Here is a 20,315-nt window from a genome sequence, read left to right on the forward strand (position 1 = left end):
ACTCTTTTTTCTTCTTTGCTCATCTAGCAAAGCTAAAGACATCATAACATTCTTCATAGACGTGGACCATAGGGCGGATACGGAACAAAGCAGGTAGTGATATCGTTGCAAGATGTTTAGGGAACAGGTGATTTATGTTCACGGCTATAAATTGAATGTCTTATTGTGATCTGAAGAAATACACGAAATTGCTGCTCGAAGGCCCTTGCTAAGTTGGAAATATAACAATTTACCTAAACTGAATAAGATTGTGCCCAAAAGCGGGTGCATAAGAGAGTAAATAACTTATAGTTTTCAATCATTCCTTTACATACAGATACTCATATTGGTTCCCTTGTACCCTAATATGCACCTATTTTAATGATAAAAATAGAATAGGAATTTTAACTTCTTTTTGATGTCGACTTAGAACCTATTGCTGTGATAATAAACAAAGAACCGTCGAAGAACAGGCTGTATTGGTCGAAAAAAATAGTGAAGTCTTACCCAACTGCCTAGTTTTGACACTATGAAGATCAGGGTAAAATACGAAATCGAACAACAACATAGGTTGATCGCTTTATTTTTTCTCTGGATCATGGTTTTATCATGTTTAACAACACAGGCGCAGGAAAACATTTTGTCTATCAAAGGTGCCGTCTATAGCGATATGGGGGAAGGCTTGCCGTTTGCTTCCATTACGCTTAAGACGGCTAAAGAGGATGATAAACCGTTCAAAGGAGTATTTAGTAATGACACTGGTTCTTTTGAACTGAGTGGATTGCCTGCAGGCACTTATTATTTTCTGGTCAGTATGGTCGGCTATAAGGCGTTGGAGAGGGAAATCCGATTGGAGAATGATATAGCTTTGGGAAAGCTGGTGTTGGCGACCGATGCTACGATGTTGGGGGAAGTGACAATTAATGCCCATCCTAAGGTGGTTGAACGGCAGGCTGATCGCTTTGTCATGAATGTAGGAGGGAGCACCTTTCAGACCAGCAGCGTGATGGAGATTTTTATGGCGATGCCCTTTATGCAAGTGCAGGGTGAGCAGATCGTAATAAACGGCAAACGCAATATTCTAGTGCTGGTAGACAATGTGCCTATTCCCGGCGTCACACTCAAAGACGTACTGAATACCATGAATGGCAGTGATATTGATAAAATCGACTTCATTACGAATCCTTCTGCGCGTTATGACGCCTCGGTGGATGCAGTGATCAGTATTCACACTAAACGTGCTTTGGCTCAAGGCCTCACCGGTAGGCTGAATGGGACTTATTCTCGTGGCAATTATGGTAGAGGTAATGTGGGGCTTAATCTCACTTACCGCAAAAAAAAAATGGACGGTAGATGGGCGCTACAACTTTAACAGAAGCGATATGATGACGACTATTGAAGGGACACGTTACTTTTCATATAGGGAAAATTCATTGGCTATAGGAGGGCCGAACAGCGAATTTTATGATTACCGTAACCACAGTGCAAAAGTTGGAGTGAACTACACAATAAACCCTACACACCAGATTACTTTTACTGGCAATCTGATCCGAAGGATTGCTCCTCATTCCGTAATGAAAGGTACCAACGACTTTTCAGCGGTGATGTGGGGTACGAGAGATTCTACCTTGCTAAGAGCACACAATCGGTTCGTATCTAGCAATGTTTGGAATTATAGCCTGAATTATATAGGTAAGTTGGATACACTAGGCAAGCAAGTCGAATTTGTGGCAACTTATACCCCTATAAACAATCGTTCAGAGACGCAGATGCTTTATCAAGAAATGTATTTGCCTGATGGTACGTTGCTCAATGAACTGCCTTTGATAAAAAATGACAACCCCGGGAAGGCACATGTAACAATATTGCAATCGGATTTTATACTTCCTTTCGCTAACGGTTTTCATGTAAATACCGGATTCAAGTTGAGTTTATCGCGTAATAACTCTGAAACCAATCAGTACCAATTGGTTGATGGAAGTTGGATTCTGCTTTCTGACTTAACTTTTTTTAATCGTTTTTACGAGGATATTATAGGGAGCTATGCGGAAGTACAGCGGTATTTTGGCCAAACCTTCATTAAGATCGGCGTTCGAGCTGAGAATACAGACATGGGAGTGCGTGAGGTATACAACCGTAATTTCTTTAACTTGTTTCCGAATGCTATGGTTCAGCAAGAAATAGGGAATCGCAAAGTGACTCTCAATTATCGTAAATTTATTTCACGTCCAGGGTTTAGGCAGATGATGCCTTTTAGAACTTATTTAAACGAATTTGAACTATCGGAGGGAAATATGCATCTGCAACCTAGGTATTCCCATCAGTTTACCGTAAACGGCGAGCTGACAACAGATCTTTTTCTTGAAATTGGTTATATCCAGGAAAAGGACCTTGTTATGCAGTTGCCGAGACAGGAAGGAGAAGTAACCATTTATGCACCGATGAATATGGATGGAAGCGAATGGTCTGCTAATTTGAGCTATAGCCGTCAACTTGCCGTTTGGTGGGATATTAATGGGTATGCTAGGTCGTTCCGCTACACCTATGAAGGGCGGTTGAATGCCGATAACGTCAGCGAGTCGGGTTACTCTTACAATTTTGGTATTAGTACGACGTTTCGTTTACCTGCGAAATTTACGATTGATGCGATATACAACCATTATGGTCGGGCTGGATATGGCGGGTGGCGAGATTTCAGTAGTAACTTCTCTCGTTTGGCTGTCAGAAAATCTTTTCTGAAGAGTCGTGCACAAATGGTGTTGGCGGTCAACGATTTGCTGAAAGGGCAGCGATATAGGTCTGAAATGTCCGCTGGAAACCTGTATGTATATAATGTGAATTACCAAGATTCCAGGCGCGTATCACTTGGCTTTACTTTCAATTTTGGTAAGACAACCGTTAAAGCTGCCACCGACAAAAAGCTAGGCAATGAAGAGGTCGTCAACCGAGCAAATTAAAACTAATAATATAATTATGGAAGCAATCAGTGTCTTGTCGAAAGAAAATATGGGGATATTTGAAAGAAAGATCATTGAAATAGAGGGTGTTATATCTAAAAACACCCATGTTGTTAAACACTTTTCTTTACAATCGGGGTGGCTTGGCGTGTGTCTTTTCCAATGTTTTTTAGCAAAATACAGGAAAGATAACCGATGGCGGATTGACTTATGGTGCAGCGGGACTTGCGCATATTTGAAACGGGGTCACCTAAATTGAATAACCAATCGCCACTCTTTTCATAAAAATCCGATATATTTTTCATACATCTAAATTTGGTCCCTGAATAACAGACACATGAGGGTGTCTAAAAAGACCTCCAACGTCATATCGAGTGTAGTGTAACGGAATCGAGATATCTATTAATGAGTTAGTTACAAATAACAGATTTCTCCACTTCCCCCGAAGCCTCGGGGTCCGGTCGAAATGACAACTTTTTAGACACCTTCAACCTCGTCTGGGCCTGACGATATCTTAAACAAAAAAGCCATGCACATTTTTTTTCGTGCATGGCTTCTAAACTTATGCTGTATTATTTTTATAGCTTTTCAACTACTTCCAGAGGTAGCTTAAGGCTTTTGGCAATTTGCTCGTTACTTAAAAGTCCGGTCTCTTTCAAAGATTTAGCTGAGTCTACANCTTGGCAAAATTAGGCAACTCTATGAATTTAAAGCCCAGCTTTTTGTAAAAAATTTCGCCCGTGCTCTTATTGCAAAGGGCGATATCATGAAAATAATGGCTTCGCTGCTTTTCTTCCATACGAAATTCCAAAAGAGCGATAAGAAAAACTTCGGGCAGCTGGTAGCTATTGAAAGCTTTTCCTTTCGGTAACTGACGCTGAATTAAACGCGAGCTATAATAAAGCGCTCTGTCCCTGAAATATTCCTGCCGTATATGCTGCATTTCGATGATAGAGTACTCGCCATTGCTTCCGCGACAGTGTAGGTCAAAAACAACTCTTTTGTCTTCCTTATCGTCCCCGTCATGCTCATTAGGCCCATATTCAAGTGTCCCGATACGCTTCTCGCCTTCAAAAAGGTCATTCAGAAACTCAATCAGGATTTCTTTGTTCGGCTCACTGCCAAAATAGTGACGGAAACCAAAGTCGCTTAACGGATCAACAAATTTACCGGGTTTGATGTAGCTTTCTTCTGTATTCATGCACAATAGATTTGGATTCCCTGCTAAATTAGGGTATCCAGAGCTGGGAAGCGATTTTCTTCGGCAAATGAACAAAGTGAACAGTTAAAGCAATAAATGCTACATAAAGGTGTTCCAAATTCGTCATCGTCTCCATGTACCTATTGAATCCCCCTAATCTACTCTGTTATACATCCAACCGCGATTCCTTCCATAGTCTAGTCCGATGGGAGTCCGACAGGTATTGCATAAAAGGCCATGTTTTGCCCCTTTTTACGTACCATATAGGGATATAACCCCAATATAGGCTATAGAACACACGAATGAGGACCGGACACGGATGAACGACATATAAACCGGCAGCAGCTTGCATCCTATTTGTGCTGGCCGGAATGTTATACTTCTCACAAGAACAGGCAGAACCGAAGTCAACGACCGTTCCCTATGGCACAATCAGCACCAAGCCTGGACAAAGGGCGAACCTCAAGCTACCCGATGGTACTACCGTTCATTTAAATGCAGCAAGTACACTCCGTTATCCGAAAAATTTTGAAGAAAACAAAAGACAGGTTTACTTGACCGGAGAAGCCTACTTTTCTGTTGCCACAGACGCCAAACGGCCGTTTACGGTTTTCAGCTCAAAGACCGTAACCCAGATACTCGGAACTTCCTTTAACCTGAAAGCGTATCCCGATGAAGAGGAAACAACCATTCAGGTAACAGCTGGCAAGGTAAACTTCTGTTCGAAACACAACAGTAAAATGCTGCTGCTTCAGGCCAATCAGTTAGCACAATACAGTCAAAACAAGTTAAGTCGCACAGACAGGGTTGGAATGCCTGATTTAAACGCCTCATTGTTAAAATATGTTTTTTAAAAATAAGTCGAAAAAATAATGGTATTCGTCGAAATAAATCGCTTCTCGTTCGCCGATGCTCTACTTTTATATTGTTGCAACAAGGGTGAGCCGAAAAACCTTAGACAGAGTAGGCATACCACTAGCCACTGTATTTGACCATCATGGTGCCTTATGTATGATTTGAAGAGTCCAAAAAAAGAAGTAGTTTTAAATCAATTCCTTTAATGAACAAATTCATATATTAAGTTGTGAAAAAAGCGATAATGTTGATTTTATTATTTTTTGTAATAAAATTCCTAAGTGCCCAGCAAATTATACCATTGGAGTTTACTGAACAGGGGCATCTGATTGTGGAGGCTAAATTCAATGGGGTTAAAGGACGTTTTATCTTCGATACGGGAGCGGGCGTTAATCTTTTAACGAAAGATTACAGTGATAAATTAAATGGCGGGCTTATAGATCTAAAGCAGCGATATACCGGTTTTCGATCTACTGGAGAAAGGATGGATGTCGATTTGTATCGCCTCACTTCATTTGAGCTGGCCGGCTTTAAGGTGAATAACCCGATAGCCACAATCATTGATGTAGATTTGGCCGGCTTGGATGGATTAATTTCCTTAGGTCTTTTTTTACAACAGCCTTTTACCATTGATTATCAAAAAGAACAATTGGTTTTAGAAGATCTCACAATATCCGGTGCCGCGAATAAGGGGACGAAGATTCCTTTGCTAGTGACAAAAGATAGAGATATTGCCTATACGATATTTGCATGGGTGAATATAAATAATCAAAAGGACCTTTGTTTTCTGATCGACACCGGCGCAGGAAAGAATGCGTTTCATATGAATAAGTATTATTTGCCGCTGCTGGGAGAGGAAAGCGGAGATCCAGTTCAGGAGAGGAAACTTCAGAGCGATTTTAATAAAGAGCTGGAAACCTCCGTTTTTGAAAGGAAGCTGAATAGTATTGCGATTGCTTCTGCAAGATCAATCGAAGTGTCCGAACCAAAGTTCTTGGTTATAGACAAGCTTATTTATGATGGCACGATGTCATTGAATTGGATCGGTGACCGTGTGACGGTGGATATGGCGAACAAATATATGATCGTGCGATAGGAATATTTAAATCAAGAAGTGTCGGAACAAAGCAGGTAGTGATATCGTTGCAAGATGTTTAGGGAAGTACGCAATCCCTGGTAGCTGTGATAAACTGGATGTCTTGACGTGACCTAAACGTTCTCAATTGTTGCTCCGAAGGCTGTTGTTAGCTAAAAACATATAATCTACATAAACCGCATAAGATGGTAATAATAGTTAGAATCCTCGTATTCGTTGTAATGGTCGTTTGCTTAGCAAATGAGATAAAGGCACAGTCGATAGATGATCGTACTTGCTGGGAGTACTTTAAATTGACTGATCGGTTAAGAGAAGGCGATTCTTTATCGAAAGAAAGCTGGAACAAATTCTTGAAAGATGAGGCGATTGAAGTGTATATGAACGATCAGGGAGTAGATTCCACTTTTTTCAACACCTATAGGAAAACGATGGAGATCGTTTATATGCCGAAAAATGAATCTATTTTGAACAATAGATTGAAAGACCCGAATAAATACTGGTGGACTTACATTATCAATGAGTATAAAGTGCATGAAGAGGAGATGAAAGCGTACTTGCGGACGATGAAACAGAACCCTAAGGGCTATTTCGATATTTGCTATGAACACGCTTATACGATGCTGCCTAAGGAGGCGCATAAACGAGTCGATCACTATAAATTTTCAATCATTCCTTTACACACAGATGCCCATATTGAAAATGGTTGGATTGTTTGTACCTTAATGTGCGCTTATTTTAATGATAAAAATAAGACGGGAATTTTAATGGGGCATGAGTTGCACCATAGCTTAAGGCCTCGATATCGTTTTACCGCTGATAAGGAAGATGAAGCAATCATAGAAGTTTTACAACGAATGTTGAACGAGGGGAGTGCCGATCTGGTCGACAAGCGTTATCAGGGAGAGGACGCCCATGCACTTTTAGAGTTTCAGCGAGGTTATCCGGAGAATTTTTTGGAAGAAGGACCGGCGGTCTTAGCAAATATCGACTCTTTGTTGGGAAGTGAAACCATTGACAAGTCTTCTTTAACATTAAGAAAGTTATTAAACACCTGGAATACGAGTGGGCATATCCCGGGGTATTATATCATGGATGTCATCGAAAGAAACGGCTATAAAGAGGAATTGATTGACAACATCAGTAATCCTTTTTACTATATTTATTTATACAACAGAGCGGCCAAAAGCGATACTAAAGCTGCCTATGTTTTATCTGATGCTGTTATACAGTACATTCAGTCCTTGGATAAAAAGTACCGGGAGAAAGGAAAAATCTATTACGTAAACAGATAAGATCGCTTCAAAAAACGAATTTGGGTTTTTAGCTTATACAATAGCAACTTAGAGAAGCTGTATTTTGGTATATTCTCTGTATTTTTAGAAAAGCAATTAACATGCGATCCTTTGTCAATACATTTATTTTCAGTTTTGTTCTCGCTAAAGCATTAATTCCAAATTTATGTAAAGCCCAAGCAGTGTTGCCAAACACGCTCAGTGTGGAAGACAAGATTTACGGCCTTTCCAAATTCTGGCAAGAAGTCAACTATAACTTCGTTTATCTGAATAAAATAGATCAGGCTGCATGGGATAGTACGTATCGTACGTTGATTAAATCTGTACAGGAAACACCCAACGACTATGCGTATTACCGTGAGTTACAACGTTTCTGCAGTATGCTGAACGATGGGCACACCGATGTATACTTCCCCGATTCCATTTCCGCATTGCAAATGACTACCATGTTCGGCGCGTACCGTTTGTTTCTGGAAAACGTGGATGGTAAAGCGATTGTCTTCAGGGTGAACGCGAGCAAAAAAGATGAAGTGCCTCCGGGAAGCGAAGTCATCCAAATAAATGGGATGGCGACCAACCAGTTCATTTCGAAATACGTTGCTCCGTACATCTCATCGTCTACGGATTACATTCGGCAAGATCGGAGTGTCCGGTCGTTGCTTGCCGGTTTTGAAGGCGATACGTATGAAGTCACTTTTCGTAAGCCGGACGGAGCCGTATTCACGCAAACGCTAACCCATAGCCGAACCCAAGAAGAGGCGGTCTATCCGGCATTTGATGCTCCGAAGGAGCTTCTGGATTTTCGTTGGGAACAAAATGATATCGCATACCTTGCGTTGAATTCCTTTGAAGATGGTCAAATTGTGCAGGCCTTTAAAGAAAAGCTGGACGAACTAAGGAAGGCCAAGGGAATTATTATTGACCTCCGCTACAATGGTGGAGGCAGTGGTTCAAATGCGAAGGCGATCCTTATGCACTTGACGAATGATACGGTATTATACGGTTCAAAATCGCGAACCCGGATGAATATCAGCATGTTCAAAGCTTGGGGCAGCTTTTTACAAGCTCAAGACACCGTTAACGGAAAGGCTGAATGGGGTATGAGTAAGGAACGTACAACTGAATCTTACCTCGCTTTTCACAATGAGCTATATCGTGACTCCCCCTATGAGCCGACCCGCTTTCAACAGGAGGAAATACGCGTTGTAGTTCCGACGATATTGCTTACCGGCCACCAGACCGCTTCCGCCGCTGAGGATATGCTCATTATGGCAGATAATCAGAAGCATATGATTCGAATAGGTGAAAAGACTTTTGGAAGTACTGGGCAACCGTTCCATTTCGCATTACCCGGCGGTGGAGAAGCAAGAATCTGTACAAAACAGGACACTTATCCCGATGGACGAGAATTTGTAGGAGTAGGTATTATCCCTCATATAGAAGTTAAAACTACGTTTGATGACTACATGCAAAATAAAGATGTGGTGTTGCAGCGGGCGCTTGCTTATCTCGGCGAAAAAATTAACCAGCGATAATACTTTGTTACCCTATTACATACCCCAACATAAATTCCCGGAAACGCTCGTAATAAACCCGATAGCTGGCCTGCTGATGTGGGCCTTCGAGATGGGCAATAATACTGCCGCCTTGTTCCTGATAGGTGAATGGTTCGATATAGATATTATCCTTAAACGAAACGCCTTTCTTTCCCTGTAATTTATAAACCGCTTCCTTCGCCGTCCAACAGGTCAAGAGCTGTTCTACATATTGATGGTCGGGCTGAAGTTGGGCCAACTCTTCGGGTTTCATGAATTTATGGGCAATTACTTTTATTTTCGGTTTGACAAGCTCCATGTCAATGCCTACTTCATGCCCTTTACTTAGCATACAGGCCGCATAATCATACGAGTGACTTAGCGACACCTTGTGCGGAAAATTGACCAAATAGGGTTTACCATTCTCATCCGAAGGGCAATCGATATAGCCCGGTGCATCTAACATAGTGCGGAGGAGCACGCGCGTCCCAAGCCAATTTAATGTTCTCTTACCCTTGTTAAGTCGCTCCAGAAAGGCTTTTTCACTTCTGGTTAATTGTAACTTAGCTAATAGTTCTTCGGCTGTTTCTTCAATTTTCCAGATGGCGAAACGTGTATGCTGATCGACTTCTTTAAGATATACTAAACCCATAAATAAAAGTAGTAATTTTTTGTTAATAGCCATCAGCTTTTGAGATCGGCTTTCGGCTTTAGTGTCGCAGCCGACTGCAATCACTAATAACTACAAGCTAACACCTAAAATCCCTAAAACCTAGATAAGACAGGCTAAGCTGATAACCGGCAACTAACAACTAACAACCAATTCCCTCCTTCACACTTGCGTCTCGCCTTCCCTTTCAGTAAGTTTGTACCTCAGAAGAAAGCACTATGATATTATCAGACAAAAGAATTTTAGAAGAAATAGATAAAGGTACTATTATTATTGAACCCTTTAAACGAGAATGCCTGGGGACCAATTCATATGATGTGCATCTGGGTAAGTACCTGGCGACGTATAAAGACCGGGTGCTGGATGCGAAGGTTCATAATGAAATTGTACATTTCGAAATTCCGAAGTCTGGCTTTGTTCTGGAACCGAACACACTGTACCTGGGCGTAACGCTTGAGTATACGGAAACGCATAAGCACGTGCCTTTCTTGGAGGGTAAAAGCAGTACCGGGCGCCTGGGAATCGATATTCATGCAACGGCGGGGAAAGGGGATGTTGGCTTTTGCAATACCTGGACGCTTGAAATTTCCGTCGCTCAGCCCGTGCGCATATACGCGGGAATGCCTATCGGACAGTTAATCTATTTCGCGGTAGAAGGAGATATCCACACCATGTACAATACGAAGGGTAATGCCAAATACAATCGGAAAACGACACGGCCCGTAGAATCCATGATGTGGAAAAACGAATTTTAGTTAGCCGTATGCAAAGACTGTTAACTATAGTAAAGTGATGTTCTTTAGCAAATGCCCAAATTTGCCTATCACTAGCATTTTCGAGCCTTAGTTCGCGTACTTGTCGGGCCTCCGTATAAAGCGTCTGGATTTTTTTTACCACACGGAACGATATATTTTGGTCGAGCAGTATTTTCACCTTATGCTACTCTTATTTTATGTTCCCGATCAGCAGCGAAAGCAAAACAAGCCCTGATTTTATCGATATTTAATTCAGGGAAATCGCTGATAATTTCGTCTTCGCTCATGCCATTGGCAAACCAGCTGAGTACGTCATATACCGAGATACGTGTTCCGATCAAAACAGGTTTGCCGAACCGTATATTGGTATCAATGGTGATATAATTGCGATAGTTGTACATAACCTTAGTGTCTTATCTTTACAAAGATAGCGTTTATTGTTTATTATATAAAAATGACAAAAAGCACTGTGGAAAAACGAATTTTAGTTCCTGCCGAATTCCATCAGATACGATTTTAAAAACTCATCCAGCTCTCCGTCTAAAACGGCTTGTGTATTGGACGTTTCATGCCCCGTTCGTAAATCTTTCACCAATTTATAGGGGTGTAATACGTAGTTTCTGATTTGTGAACCCCATTCTATTTTCTTCTTGCTGCCTTCAATTGCCGCCGTTGTTTCCATCCGTTTACGCATCTCGATTTCATAAAGCTGCGATTTGAGCAGGCGCATGGCATTATCTTTATTCTGCAGCTGCGAGCGCGATTCCTGATTTTTTATGACAATGCCCGATGGTTTGTGATGTAAGCGCACGGCGGTTTCTACCTTATTTACATTTTGCCCGCCAGCCCCTCCCGAACGGAAGGTGTCCCATTCGATGTCGGCGTCCTTCACATCAATCTCTATCGTATCGTCAACCAATGGATACACATATACCGAAGCAAAAGAAGTATGTCGTTTGGCATTTGAATCGAACGGTGAAATCCGAACTAATCGGTGTACGCCGTTTTCTCCCTTGAGGTAGCCATAGGCGAAATTGCCTTCGAACTGCAAGGTGACCGATTTCACACCCGCGACATCGCCCTCCAAGAAATCCTGTTCGGTTACTTTATAACCGTTTTTTTCGCCCCACATGATATACATCCGCATCAGCATCGCTGCCCAATCACAGCTTTCTGTTCCACCGGCCCCGGCTGTAATCTGTAAAATAGCAGTGAGCTGATCTTCTTCAGCGCTTAACATGTTCTTAAATTCCAGCTCCTCAGCGCGCTTCAGTGCTTCTTGGAAAAGTTCGTTCGCTTCCTGCTCACTGGCATCACCACTTTGATAAAAATCGAACATCACGGCAGCGTCATCGATTGCCTGCGTCAATTCCTCAAAACTGTCTGTCCAGATTTTTTTGCTTTTAATAGACTGTAGTACCTTTTCGGCTTCTTTCGGATGATCCCAAAAATTGGGATTTAACGTGATATCCTGCTCTTGGTTTATTTCTTTTTGTTTTGCATCGATGTCAAAGATGCCTCCTCAGGGAAGCTGCTCGATCCCTTAATTCCTGAATGTTTTCTTTCGTCATAGAACAAAGGTAAGATTTTAAGTTTTAAGTGGTAAATTTTAAGTAATAAGTAAGGAGATCGCCTCTATTCAACCGTCAACTGCTACTTACAGCATCTTCTTCAGCGCCTCTGCCTTGGAAGAGATAGGCGCTTCTTCCGGAATCTTGTTCAACCAATTCCGGGCACTTTCCTTATAATCATCCTCTTCTTCCAAGTATGACAAGGCTATGTAGTAGGCCGCATCATACATTTGCGGCGCATTTTCGGTATACACTTTGAGTAAGTCGCGACGCGCAGAACCCAGGTATTTTAAATTCAAAAAGGTAACCCCGCGGTAATAGCGGATATAGAGATCGTTCGGCCGTTCTGTTAAAGCCCCATTTAGCAAGGGTAGGGCTTCTTCGTATTTCCCCTCATTAAAAAGATCGATGATGTCGGCATATTTGTTGCCTACCGGCAAACCCTCGGCATTTATGGCGGCCATCTTGATGGTAGAAGCGTCAGCCAACCGTCCGGATTTTAAAGGTCTCCAAAGTGCCATCGCGGCAAGAACGGCACCGATCGATATCAGGGCAATCCATTTGATTTTACTCACGTCCTGGCGTCTCTTGTTTTTTCCCTGATTGAAGTTTCGATGGTCTGTTGGTGTGTGATACAGGCATTCCGAGATGCTTCGGTTAACATACATGTAAAAATGAAGCTCTTGGGCCAACTCCTCGTTTTCGTCGAGCTCAGCCTCAAAATGATGACGTTCTTTATCTGTCATACTTCCAGATAGGTAACGTTCTATATTGTCATAATTTACATCAGTCATCTCGAATACGTTTTTAAGATGGTGATCGCTTAATCCGCTTTAATGATTAATATTTTTCGGCTCAATTCCGCCTATCTTAATCTTTTATAAAAGAACTGACTAATATAGGATTTGTTTGTATAAAGGTATTGAATTTTTTTACATATTGTATAATAAATTGTGTTAAAAGAGGGAGGCTGTCTTTTATGACAGATTTGGGTTATAGTAAACTGTCGGAAGAAAGTAAATCTCGGTGCGGTGGATAAAAAGCTTTTCGCTTTTCTGCCCTAAAATTGTAGTTTCGTGAAAATTTAATTTGCTTATGTTACCAAACGTAAATTTTACCGACACCGAAGCTTACAACTACCTGAGCAACCATTATATCAATATTGCGCCGAAACACTTGCGCGACTTGTTTGCCTATGATCCCCATAGATTTGAGAAATTTTCCTTGATGTTCGAAGATATTTTATTCGATTATTCGAAAAATAGAATAGACGAACAGACAGTTGCCCTGTTGGTACAATTGGCCAGAGAATGCCGCCTGGAAGAGGCAATAGATGCCATGTTTAAAGGTTTGCCTATCAATAAGACAGAGAACCGTGCGGTACTGCATACGGCGCTGAGGAATGTAAGCAATACCCCGGTGCTGGTAGACGGGCAGGATGTAATGCCGAGCGTCAATGCCGTACTGGAGCATATGAAGGAATTTAGTGAAGCGGTTATCGGCGGCTCTTGGAAAGGCTATAGCGGAAAAGCCATTACCGATGTGGTGAATATTGGTATTGGTGGGTCGGATTTGGGACCGGTTATGGTGACTGAAGCATTAAAGCCTTATAAAAATCATTTAAACCTACACTTTGTTTCCAACGTAGATGGAACGCATATCGCCGAAACCTTACGTAAAGTAAATGCGGAGACGACTTTGTTCCTGATTGCTTCCAAAACCTTCACGACACAGGAAACTATGGCGAACGCGCACAGCGCGCGCGACTGGTTTTTAGCGCAGGGCGGTGCTGAACCCGATATAGCCAAGCACTTTGTGGCGCTTAGCACCAATGCTAAAGCCGTGCAGGACTTCGGTATTGACACCAAGAACATGTTTGAGTTTTGGGATTGGGTCGGTGGTCGCTATTCCTTATGGAGCGCAATAGGGCTGTCGATTGTTTTGAGTATCGGTTTTGATCACTTTAAAGAATTGTTGTCTGGCGCGCATGCCGCGGATAACCATTTTAAAAGCACGCCGCTGGAAGAGAATATTCCCGTGATTATGGGCGTTCTGGGCGTGTGGTATAATAATTTCTTTGACTCTGAAAGTCACGCTATCCTGCCTTACGACCAGTATCTACATCGTTTCGCTGCCTATTTCCAACAGGGCGATATGGAGAGTAATGGGAAGTATGTCGATCGAAATGGCGTGCCCGTGGAATACCAGACGGGGCCGATTATCTGGGGAGAACCAGGTACTAATGGGCAGCATGCTTTCTATCAGTTGATCCATCAGGGAACCAAGATGATTCCGTGCGACTTTATAGCGCCTGCTCAGACACACAATCCCATAGGCGAACACCATACCCTCTTGCTGTCCAATTTCTTTGCGCAAACAGAAGCGTTAATGAATGGAAAGATGGAAGACGAAGTAGAAGCAGAATTGAGAAAAGCGGGTAAGTCGGATGAAGAAGTGGCGGCAATTACTCCCTTTAAGGTTTTCGAAGGCAACAGGCCGAGCAACTCGTTTCTGTTGAAGAAAATAACGCCGCGGAGCCTGGGCAGCTTAATTGCCTTTTATGAGCATAAGATATTTACGCAGGGCATTATTTGGAATATTTTCAGCTTTGATCAATGGGGGGTTGAACTTGGTAAACAATTGGCAGGGAAGATCTTGCCAGAGCTGCGAAACGAAGAGACCATCAACTCGCATGACAGCTCTACCAACGGTTTGATCAATCAGTATAAAGGATGGCGGTAAAAAACATTTTGGATGCATACCTGTTTTATAGCATGAATAAAACTATCCAAAATGAATCGATATAGCCTTTGTTTACTTTTACCATTTTTGTTTTTCGTTGCTGCCTGTAAAGGGGGTAGCGAAGAGCAGACCGAGACGCCTGAACAGCCTACAGATTCGGTAGGTGAATATGGCGTCAATATTAACTTGGCCGAGCCCTTAGCAACGCCATCGAGTACCAAAGAATCGAAGGTGGTGGGGTGGCCCGAGGGAAAAACGCCTGTTGTGGCGGCAGGCTATCGGGTAGTCAAATTTGCCGGCGGTTTGCAACATCCACGTTGGATTTATGTGGCGCAGAACGGAGATGTATTTGTAGCCGAATCGCAAACCCAAGGCACGGGCGCAAACCGAATTACTTTATTTCGCGATAGCAACGGAGATGGTGTTGCAGACAACCAATCGGTCTTTCTGGAGGGCTTGAACAAACCGCTGGGTATGTTGGTGATGGGTAACAGCTTCCTCGTAGCTAACACCGACGGTATATTGAAATATCCATATCGATTGGGTGATACCAAAATCACGGTGGCTGGTGAAAAAATCTTATCCCTGCCTGCAGGTGGTTATAATAACCATTGGACAAGAAACTTGTTGATGAAGCCGGATAGTACCAAGATTTATGTGAGTGTTGGTTCCGGGAGTAATGTAGGGGAGCATGGCATGGAGAATGAACGAAGAAGGGCGAATATCCTGGAGATCAATCCGGACGGAAGTGGGGAAAGGGTGTTTGCATCCGGACTTCGGAATCCGGTTGGTATGGCCTGGGAACCGAACACGGGTAAATTGTGGACGGCGGTGAACGAGCGCGACGAATTGGGTGATCTCCTCGTTCCCGACTACATTACCTCCGTAGAAGAGAATGGCTTTTATGGGTGGCCCTATGCGTATTGGGGGAAGAATCCCGACCCTCGTATGGAAGGGAAACGGGAGGATTTGGTCGCCGAATCGATTATTCCTGATTTCGCTTTGGGCGCACATACCGCTTCGCTCGGCTTGGCCTTCGGTACTTCAGGTAAGTTTCAAGGTGGTGCCTATGTAGGTCAACATGGCTCATGGAACCGCTCTAAACTGGTAGGGTATAAGGTGCTGTTAGTGCCTTTTGAAAATGGAACGCCTACCGGAGAATACAAGGATTTCTTAACTGGTTTTATCGCGGATGAAGGCAAAGCGGAAGTATATGGCCGTCCGGTAGGAGTGGCCTTTGCCAAACAGGGCTATATGCTGGTGGCGGATGACGCGGGAAATACCATTTGGGCGGTGCTGCCTCAATAGCTTTAACGCTGTAGGCCGTAAGCTTTAAGCAGGCGTTTTAAGGCTGAAGGGGGGGTAAGGTGTATGGTGTAAGGCCTATAGCCTAACGCTTAGGGCATAAAGCTGTAGGAAGTCCACGTCAAGTCCACGTTAAAGCCACCTTACCTCCACCTAAAATCCACCTGTCATTTAGTATAGGTATAACACACCTCCTATGTTCTTGTTCTTCCGTTGTTTTGGAACAGTTTCAATCATTCCAATAGACGGGGCGCTAATGCTATTGCTACTGCAACCGCAACCGCAACTGCTACTGCCACCGCTACTGCAACTATTTTATCACTCACCACTAATAACCAATAATCAACAACCAATAACCTGAGCTCCGAAAGCTGATCACTATTAACAAAAAATCACTAACTTTGGCAATTGTATTGATGTCAATATGACGCAATGAAACATTTGGCGCATTTGTTGACACAAATGGCGTATATTTTAGATTATAATTGAACATGTTAGGATTCTTAAGTAAAATTTTTGGCAGTAAATCTGATCGCGATATAAAACATATTCGTCCCTTAGTGGACAAAATCAAAGAGGAGTTTGCTAAACTGAGCGGACTGACTAATGATGAGCTTCGTGAAAAGACGCTTGATTTTAAGCGTCGCATTGCCGAATACCTCGCGGACATAGATGCAGAAATCAATCAATTAAAAGCAGAGGCCGAACAGCCGGAGGTAGAAATGGCAGAGAAAAATGCCATTTATGACAAAGTAGATAAACTGAGCAAAGATCGCGATAAAAAATTAGAGGAGGTATTGATGGAGATACTTCCAGAGGCTTTTGCAGTTGTAAAGGAAACCGCCCGCAGGTTCACCGAAAACGCAACTTTGGAAGTTACTGCTAACGACTTTGATCGTGATATCGCTGCTAAGAAGCCAAACGTAGAGATTAAAGGCGATAAAGCGGTTTGGCATAACACGTGGACCGCTGCCGGTAGTCAGGTGACTTGGAACATGGTGCACTACGATGTGCAATTAATCGGGGGTATTGTATTGCACGAAGGTAAGATCGCTGAAATGGCTACGGGTGAGGGTAAAACCTTAGTCGGTACCTTGCCGGCCTATTTAAATGCCTTATCCGGGCAGGGTGTTCATATTGTGACGGTGAATGATTACTTAGCGCGTCGTGACTCGGAGTGGAATGGGCCGCTCTTTGAGTTCCATGGCCTGCGCGTTGATTGTATCGATAAACATCAGCCAAATTCGGCCGCCCGTCGGAACGCTTATGCCGCGGATATCGTATTTGGAACCAACAACGAATTTGGCTTTGATTACCTGCGCGACAACATGGCGCAAGCTCCTGAAGGCTTGGTACAAGGGAAGTTGCATTTTGCGATGGTGGATGAGGTCGACTCGGTCTTGATTGATGATGCCCGTACTCCTTTGATTATATCAGGACCTATCCCGCGCGGAGACGAACATGAGTTTTACGACTTAAAGCCAAGAATCGAGCGTTTGGTAAATGCGCAGAAAGCCTATATCAATACCGTTTTAAACGAAGCGAAAAAGGGAATAACTGCCGGTAATACTGATGTCGAAGGCGCAGGGATGTCCTTGTTAAGAGCCCATAGAGGATTGCCTAAGAATAAAGCGCTTATTAAATTTCTGAGTGAAGGAAGCAACCGCCAAGTGCTTACGAAAACAGAAAACTACTATTTACAGGAACAAAGCAAAAACATGCCAAAGGTGGATGCGGAGCTGTTCTTTGTAATCGATGAAAAAAATAATCAGGTAGAGTTGACGGAAAAAGGTATTGAGCTCATCACCAGTTCTGGAGAGGATCCAAACTTTTTCGTAATGCCGGATGTAGGAACAGAAATCGCAGAGATAGAAAAGCTTCCCATCCCGGCGGAGGAAAAAGCGCAGAAGAAAGATGAACTGATGCGCGATTTTTCTATAAAATCCGAGCGTATCCATTCGGTCAATCAATTGTTGAAAGCCTATACGCTGTTCGAAAAGGACGTGGAATATATCATCGACGAAGCTAAGGTGAAGATTGTGGATGAGCAGACGGGGCGTATCATGGAAGGTCGCCGTTACTCTGATGGATTACACCAAGCGATCGAAGCAAAGGAAAATGTAAAGGTGGAGGATGCTACGCAGACCTATGCAACCATCACCTTACAGAACTACTTCAGAATGTATCACAAACTTGCCGGTATGACGGGTACAGCCGTTACGGAAGCTGGTGAATTATGGCAAATTTATAAATTGGATGTTGTAGAAATTCCTACCAATATTCCAATACAACGTGATGACCGGGAAGATTTAGTGTATCGGACTGCGCGTGAAAAATACAATGCAGTAGCCGAAGAAATCCAAAAATTGACAGAAGCGGGTCGGCCGGTATTGGTTGGTACGACCTCTGTTGAAATATCGGAACTCCTGAGCCGCATGCTGAAATTGCGTGGAATTAAACATAACGTGCTGAATGCTAAGCTGCACCAAAGAGAGGCTGATATTGTGGCCGAAGCGGGTCAAGCAGGCACCGTAACTATTGCAACGAATATGGCTGGTCGGGGTACCGACATCAAATTAGGGCCGGGCGTTAAAGAGGCCGGTGGCTTGGCAATTGTCGGTACGGAACGGCACGAATCTCGCCGTGTTGACCGTCAGCTGCGCGGACGGGCCGGTCGCCAAGGTGACCCGGGTTCTTCTCAGTTCTTCGTTTCTTTGGAAGATAACCTGATGCGCCTGTTTGGATCGGAAAGGATTTCTAATATCATGGTGCGCATGGGAATTGAAGAAGGAGAGGTGATTCAGCATGCGATGATAACGAAGTCTATTGAACGTGCACAGAAAAAAGTGGAGGAAAATAACTTCGGTATCCGTAAACGCTTGCTGGAATATGACGATGTGATGAACTCGCAGCGGACCGTGATTTACGCAAAACGTAAAAATGCATTGTTCGGAGAGCGTTTGGACGTTGATCTGAATAACACGGTTTATGATGTAGTGGAGGATTTGGTAACCGAATACAAGGAAGCGGGTACTTACGAGGATTTTCAGCTCGAGTTTATCCGCGTTTTCTCGGTAGACCCGGAATTGACTGAGGAGGCTTTTGCAAACACTAGTATAGCTAATTTAACGGATACTTTGTTCGGACGGGCCATCGACTTTTACCATCGCAAAGCAGAACATATTGCTAATCAGACCTTGCCGGTGTTGAAGGATGTTTACGCAACCCGCGGAGAGCAGATCGAAAATATTGTGGTGCCTTTTACGGATGGACTACGTGGTTTGCAGGTGGCCGCCAACTTGAAAAAGGCGGTGGAGACGAATGGTAGAGAGGTATTTAAAGCTTTCGAAAAAGGCGTTGTACTCTCATTAATAGATGAGTCTTGGAAAGAGCACCTCCGTGAGATGGACGATTTAAAGCAGTCGGTTCAGAATGCGGTATACGAACAAAAGGATCCGATTATCATCTATAAAATGGAAGCCTTTAATCTGTTTAAGGAGATGTTGGTTACGATGAATAAAGACATCGTTGCCTTCTTGTTCAAAGGTGAAATTCCACATCAGCAGCCACAAGAGGTTCGCGAGGCACGGCGTCCGGTTCAGGAACCTAAGGTGCAGGTCTCTAAGCCCGAGTTGGCTGCGGCGACTTCTGGTGGCGGACTTCCGCCGATGGAAGACACGCGGGAAATCCAAAAAACACAGCCCATTCGAAACGATAATAAGATAGGAAGAAATGACCCTTGTCCTTGTGGCAGCGGAAAGAAATATAAAAACTGTCACGGTATAGGGCAGGCATAGTTTGTAGAGTAGTGAATAGTTAACAACTATTCACTCATTCATAAACAAAGCCAAAAGCCGGTAACCGATAACTATTTTACATATGTTAATGACATCTTGCCTTAAGCGAATTTTCATCTTTAAAAGCTTCTTGTTTTTTTTCTACACGGGAACCGTTGCTGCGCAGGACAGTAAGGGAGTGGTGGAGGAACACAAGAGCGCATTGATCGAACGGCTCCAAAAGGAGCGGATGTCTTTGGGAACAAGCGCAACTATGGCACCAAACGATGAGGCGAGTAAGCCGGGGGTGCCGTTGAAGACTGGTAAAAAGGTGACAGCGCGGGGCTATCGCGTCCAAATTTATTCCGGAAGCAATCGGAATGACGCTTACGACGCGCAGGCAAGATTCAAACAGGTTTATAAGGATCTCAATACGTACGTGGGCTATGAACAGCCTAACTATCGCGTCAAGGTGGGCGATTTTAGGAGCAGGAGTCAAGCGCAAGCGCTCGCAAACCAACTCAAGCGCGATTTTAATGCAGTCTTTATTTTTAACGAAACGATTAACGTAGAGTATTAGC

Annotated in this window: 17 protein-coding genes and 1 pseudogene; 11 read left to right on the plus strand and 7 right to left on the minus strand. The window is 43.3% G+C overall.

Features of this window, described 5'->3' with window-relative positions:
* Positions 1–508: 508 nt before the first annotated feature.
* Together EPX21_RS16075 and EPX21_RS16080 are read left to right on the plus strand one after the other, a co-directional pair.
* Positions 509–1,351 (plus strand): carboxypeptidase-like regulatory domain-containing protein, encoded by an 843-nt coding sequence (locus EPX21_RS16075; RefSeq protein WP_134090720.1) that lies wholly within the window; start codon positions 509–511, stop codon positions 1,349–1,351.
* Positions 1,251–2,936 (plus strand): outer membrane beta-barrel family protein, encoded by a 1,686-nt coding sequence (locus EPX21_RS16080; protein WP_134090721.1) that lies wholly within the window; start codon positions 1,251–1,253, stop codon positions 2,934–2,936. The genes EPX21_RS16075 and EPX21_RS16080 overlap by 101 nt, the downstream gene beginning before the upstream one ends.
* A gap of 113 nt (positions 2,937–3,049) precedes the next feature.
* Here the strand turns inward: EPX21_RS16080 and EPX21_RS16085 are convergent, their stop codons facing one another.
* Positions 3,050–3,241, minus strand: a complete 192-nt coding sequence (locus EPX21_RS16085) for a hypothetical protein (protein WP_134090722.1) — start codon at positions 3,239–3,241, stop codon at positions 3,050–3,052.
* A 368-nt stretch (positions 3,242–3,609) separates the two neighbouring features.
* Positions 3,610–4,137 carry a PD-(D/E)XK nuclease family transposase gene (locus tag EPX21_RS16090; RefSeq protein ID WP_134090723.1) on the minus strand — a complete coding sequence of 176 codons (528 nt, stop codon included), beginning with the start codon at positions 4,135–4,137 and terminating at the stop codon, positions 3,610–3,612.
* Positions 4,138–4,508: 371 nt separating this feature from the next.
* Here EPX21_RS16090 and EPX21_RS16095 point away from each other — a divergent pair, with 371 nt between their 5' ends.
* The 4 genes from EPX21_RS16095 to EPX21_RS16110 all read left to right on the plus strand — a co-directional run bounded on the left by EPX21_RS16095 (position 4,509) and on the right by EPX21_RS16110 (position 8,915).
* Complete coding sequence (locus tag EPX21_RS16095) at positions 4,509–4,991, plus strand: FecR family protein (RefSeq protein ID WP_134090724.1); 483 nt, start codon at positions 4,509–4,511, stop codon at positions 4,989–4,991.
* Positions 4,992–5,236: 245 nt separating this feature from the next.
* The gene (locus EPX21_RS16100) at positions 5,237–6,088 is read left to right on the plus strand and encodes a retropepsin-like aspartic protease (protein WP_134090725.1); all 852 of its coding nucleotides are present in this window, start codon (positions 5,237–5,239) and stop codon (positions 6,086–6,088) included.
* A 185-nt stretch (positions 6,089–6,273) separates the two neighbouring features.
* Entirely contained in the window at positions 6,274–7,380 is a 1,107-nt protein-coding gene (locus tag EPX21_RS16105) for a DUF5700 domain-containing putative Zn-dependent protease (RefSeq protein ID WP_134090726.1), read from the plus strand.
* Between the two features lie 203 nt (positions 7,381–7,583).
* Positions 7,584–8,915 (plus strand): S41 family peptidase, encoded by a 1,332-nt coding sequence (locus tag EPX21_RS16110; RefSeq protein ID WP_206106088.1) that lies wholly within the window; start codon positions 7,584–7,586, stop codon positions 8,913–8,915.
* Between the two features lie 7 nt (positions 8,916–8,922).
* Here EPX21_RS16110 and EPX21_RS16115 read toward each other — a convergent pair whose 3' ends face one another.
* Positions 8,923–9,567 carry a 4'-phosphopantetheinyl transferase superfamily protein gene (locus EPX21_RS16115; protein ID WP_240768703.1) on the minus strand — a complete coding sequence of 215 codons (645 nt, stop codon included), beginning with the start codon at positions 9,565–9,567 and terminating at the stop codon, positions 8,923–8,925.
* 236 nt (positions 9,568–9,803) lie between these two features.
* Between EPX21_RS16115 and dcd the strand changes: the two genes are divergently transcribed.
* Positions 9,804–10,340, plus strand: coding sequence for a dCTP deaminase (gene dcd / locus EPX21_RS16120; protein ID WP_134090729.1), 537 nt, complete (start codon positions 9,804–9,806; stop codon positions 10,338–10,340).
* Between the two features lie 34 nt (positions 10,341–10,374).
* On the opposite strand, the pseudogene EPX21_RS23510 reads toward dcd, so the two are convergent.
* From EPX21_RS23510 to EPX21_RS16135, 4 genes and pseudogenes are all read right to left on the minus strand, one after another.
* Positions 10,375–10,518: pseudogene (locus EPX21_RS23510) on the minus strand (DUF5615 family PIN-like protein); the annotation flags it as partial.
* A 1-nt stretch (position 10,519) separates the two neighbouring features.
* Positions 10,520–10,741, minus strand: a complete 222-nt coding sequence (locus EPX21_RS16125) for a DUF433 domain-containing protein (RefSeq protein WP_134090730.1) — start codon at positions 10,739–10,741, stop codon at positions 10,520–10,522.
* Between the two features lie 83 nt (positions 10,742–10,824).
* Positions 10,825–11,911, minus strand: a protein-coding gene (prfB, locus tag EPX21_RS16130) for a peptide chain release factor 2 (RefSeq protein ID WP_134090731.1) whose coding sequence is annotated in 2 segments (ribosomal slippage) — positions 10,825–11,850 and positions 11,852–11,911 — 1,086 coding nt in all. Because the reading frame shifts where the segments join, the coding sequence is not laid out codon by codon here.
* An 86-nt stretch (positions 11,912–11,997) separates the two neighbouring features.
* Positions 11,998–12,705, minus strand: coding sequence for a hypothetical protein (locus EPX21_RS16135; RefSeq protein WP_134090732.1), 708 nt, complete (start codon positions 12,703–12,705; stop codon positions 11,998–12,000).
* A gap of 301 nt (positions 12,706–13,006) precedes the next feature.
* Between EPX21_RS16135 and pgi the strand changes: the two genes are divergently transcribed.
* The 4 genes from pgi to EPX21_RS16155 all read left to right on the plus strand — a co-directional run bounded on the left by pgi (position 13,007) and on the right by EPX21_RS16155 (position 20,314).
* Complete coding sequence (gene pgi, locus EPX21_RS16140) at positions 13,007–14,653, plus strand: glucose-6-phosphate isomerase (protein ID WP_134090733.1); 1,647 nt, start codon at positions 13,007–13,009, stop codon at positions 14,651–14,653.
* A 51-nt stretch (positions 14,654–14,704) separates the two neighbouring features.
* Positions 14,705–15,961 carry a sorbosone dehydrogenase family protein gene (locus EPX21_RS16145; RefSeq protein ID WP_134090734.1) on the plus strand — a complete coding sequence of 419 codons (1,257 nt, stop codon included), beginning with the start codon at positions 14,705–14,707 and terminating at the stop codon, positions 15,959–15,961.
* 488 nt (positions 15,962–16,449) lie between these two features.
* Positions 16,450–19,755, plus strand: coding sequence for a preprotein translocase subunit SecA (secA, locus tag EPX21_RS16150; protein WP_134090735.1), 3,306 nt, complete (start codon positions 16,450–16,452; stop codon positions 19,753–19,755).
* A 130-nt stretch (positions 19,756–19,885) separates the two neighbouring features.
* Positions 19,886–20,314: an SPOR domain-containing protein gene (locus EPX21_RS16155; RefSeq protein WP_166670788.1), complete on the plus strand. Its 429-nt coding sequence runs from the start codon at positions 19,886–19,888 to the stop codon at positions 20,312–20,314.
* Position 20,315: the final 1 nt, after the last annotated feature.

Origin of the sequence: Olivibacter sp. XZL3, assembly GCF_004368405.1 — a bacterium.
GTDB lineage: Bacteria > Bacteroidota > Bacteroidia > Sphingobacteriales > Sphingobacteriaceae > Olivibacter.